The organism is Borborobacter xinjiangensis (genome assembly GCF_047739745.1).
In the GTDB taxonomy this organism is placed as follows: Bacteria; Pseudomonadota; Alphaproteobacteria; order Rhizobiales; family Rhizobiaceae; genus Pseudaminobacter.
Genome location: NZ_JBLLVA010000070.1, coordinates 1 through 2,724 on the forward strand (window position 1 = coordinate 1; position 2,724 = coordinate 2,724).

General features: G+C 62.6%; 2 protein-coding genes and 1 pseudogene. All 3 read right to left on the reverse strand.

Annotated features, from left to right (window positions below; all coding sequences use genetic code 11):
- Window positions 1–155: pseudogene (locus tag ACLKMW_RS26310) on the reverse strand (IS110 family transposase); the annotation flags it as partial.
- A gap of 154 nt (window positions 156–309) precedes the next feature.
- The gene (gene istB, locus ACLKMW_RS26315) at window positions 310–1,044 is read right to left on the reverse strand and encodes an IS21-like element helper ATPase IstB (RefSeq protein WP_415727479.1); all 735 of its coding nucleotides are present in this window, start codon (window positions 1,042–1,044) and stop codon (window positions 310–312) included.
- Complete coding sequence (gene istA / locus ACLKMW_RS26320; protein WP_415727480.1) at window positions 977–2,545, reverse strand: IS21 family transposase; 1,569 nt, start codon at window positions 2,543–2,545, stop codon at window positions 977–979. The genes istB and istA overlap by 68 nt, the downstream gene beginning before the upstream one ends.
- Between the last annotated feature and the right edge of the window lie 179 nt (window positions 2,546–2,724).

Below are 2,724 nucleotides of genomic sequence, written 5' to 3' on the forward strand. Positions count from 1 at the left end.
GCGGTCTTCGTTTTTGCGCCTTCGATAACCACGCCGCTGGTCGCGTACTTCCACAAAGCAACAAGCAGTTTCCTCGCCAGGGCGACGATCGTGACTTTCCTGGTGCGCGGGCCGAGCCGGCGGACCCTTTCGTGATACCATCGCGCAAGCGCCGAGTCGTGTCAATGACCGTGGAATCGGGACCCCATATTTTCGCGCAAAAGGGACCCCGGTTTGGGGTGATGAAGTGCACGGCGGTGAGCGCCCGATCAGGCGAAGCTGGTCGGGGTTGCACAGCCTGATCGGGCGCGACTGATTGGCTTTTGGACTTCAGCTTTGAGAGCGGCTTTTGAAGCGCCAGGATTCGTTTCCGGTCTCGACGATCTCGCAATGGTGGGTGAGCCGATCGAGCAGCGCGGTGGTCATCTTGGCATCGCCGAAGACGGTGGGCCATTCGCCGAATGCCAGATTGGTGGTGATGATGACGCTGGTGCGCTCGTAGAGTTTCGAGACCAGATGGAAGAGCAACTGGCCGCCAGCCTGGGCAAAGGGTAGATAGCCGAGTTCGTCGAGCACGACGAAGTCGAGCCGGGTGAGGTGGTCGGCAATGCGGCCCTGCCGGCCGGCGCGGGTCTCGGTCTCGAGCCTGTTGACCAGATCGACGACATTGAAGAAGCGGCCGCGCGCGCCGTTGCGGATGAGGGAGCGGGCAATGGCGATAGCCAGATGCGACTTGCCCGTGCCGGTGCCGCCGATCAAGACGACATTGCGCTGATCGGCCACGAAGGCTCCGCCGGCGAGGTCGCGGATCAGGCTCTCGTTGACGGGCGTGCCGGTGAAGTCGAAGTCGTCGATGTCCTTGGCCAGCGGCAACTTGGCGACGGTGAGCTGGTATTTGATGGAGCGCGCCTGCTTCTCCGATATCTCTGCCTGCAAGAGATCGCCGATGATCCTAGGTGGCTCATGCTGGCGCTTGATGGCGACGCCCATGATCTCGTCATAGGCCGAGCGCATCCCGTAGAGCTTCAGCACTCCCATCAGTTCCAGCACTTCGGTGCGTTCCATGGCTGCTTGTCCTCCTGAGGCTGTCATAGCGGGCGCAATCGGCGATCGGCTCATGAGCCAGCTTAAGCGCCTGGGGAATGGAAAGGATCGTGCCCGGCGCCGGATCGCGGCTGCGGGCCAGGATGTTGAGGATCACCGCCGCCGATGAGATGCCGTGATCGAGCGCTTCCTGACAGGCCGCCTCGACCGCGTTCAATCCGTCGCTCAGCACGCATGTGAGGATCGACACCATCTGCCGGTCGCCGTCATCGGCGGCCTTGAGCTTGCGGCGCACCTTCTCCATGGCCGACGGCAGGACCCAGTTCTTGAATGGTGCGCCATTGCGCAGTCCGCCCGGCTTGCGGGCCAGCACCGGCACATAATGCCAGGGATCGTAGATCACCTCGTTACGGCCGAAGCAGCGGGCGTGTTCTCCAACGACCGCGCCATCCTGGCGGATGACGATCCGATCGGCATAGGCATGGATCTCGACCGGCCGGCCGACGGCGCTCGACAGCACCGAGTATTTGTTGTTGTCGAAGCGCACCGTGCAGGTCTTCGACACAGACGCGGGAATGCAGTGGAAGCCGTCGAAGCGTCCGGCATAGGGAATGAAGCTGGCTCGCTCCTCCTCGAACACCTCCCAGACCGTGCGATCGCCCTGTTCGGGATGCCGATGCGCCTTGGCGTAGGAGACGCATTTGTCGGCCAGCCAGCCGTTCAGGTCCTCCAGCGTCTTGAAGCGCAGCCTCGGCGTGAAGAAGCGCTCCCGCACCAGCCCGACCTGGTTCTCGACTTGCCCCTTCTCCCAACCCGACGCCGGCGTGCAGGCCTCAGGTTCGACGAGGTAATGCCCGCACATCTGCGCGAAGCGGCGGTTGTAGCGACGATCCCTGCCAATGAAGATCGCGTCCACCGCCGTCTTCATGTTGTCATAGATGCCGCGTGTGCACGCCCCACGGAAGAAGGCGAACGCCCGGTCATGCGCGTCGAACACCATCTCCTGCGTCTCGCGCGGATACGCCCGGACAAAGAACATGCGGCTATGACAGAGCCGCATGTGTGCAACCTTCACGGTCACCGTCACGCCGTCCAGCAGGACGACTTCGTGGCTCCAGTCGAACTGGTAGGCTTCCCCAGGCGCGAAGCTCAGCGGGATATAAGCCTCGGCGGCAGCGCTGCCGCGGTGCTCCTCCCAGTCCTGCGCATGCCGCCACACCGAACTGTAGCTGCCGTCATAGCCAAGGCCGCGAAGCTCCTCGAAGATGCGGATCAGCGTCAGCCGCTCACGCTGCGGCTTCGCCGCATTCACCGACAGCAGCCGGTCCAGCTGCTCACGCCAGGCTCCCATGCGAGGATACGGCTGATGCTTGCGCTCGTAGCGGAACTCGGTCTCGTCCGATCGCAGAACCTTGCGAACCACCTTGCGGGAGATCCCCAGTTCCCGGCAGATCGCCTTGATCGACTTCCCCTGCACCAGCGACAGCCGGCGTATCTTTGCAATCGTCTCCACAACCAACATCCAAAACACAAATGCCTCCGATCAAACCGGAGGCATCTTGATGACCCCACGTTAAGGGGTCCCGTTTGGACGAAAATCACCCCTCAAACAGGGTCCTCATTCCACGAAAAATCACACCGAGTCGGGTTGATGACGCAGCCAAAGCCAGGCCATTTCCACGGCGATGGCGCGCAGACGGG

Excerpts from the sequence above, each read along its gene's own strand:
- istA (WP_415727480.1), bottom strand. The coding sequence starts at position 2,545 with ATGTTGGTTGTGGAGACGATTGCAAAGATACGCCGGCTGTCGCTGGTG.
- istB (WP_415727479.1), bottom strand. The coding sequence starts at position 1,044 with ATGGAACGCACCGAAGTGCTGGAACTGATGGGAGTGCTGAAGCTCTAC.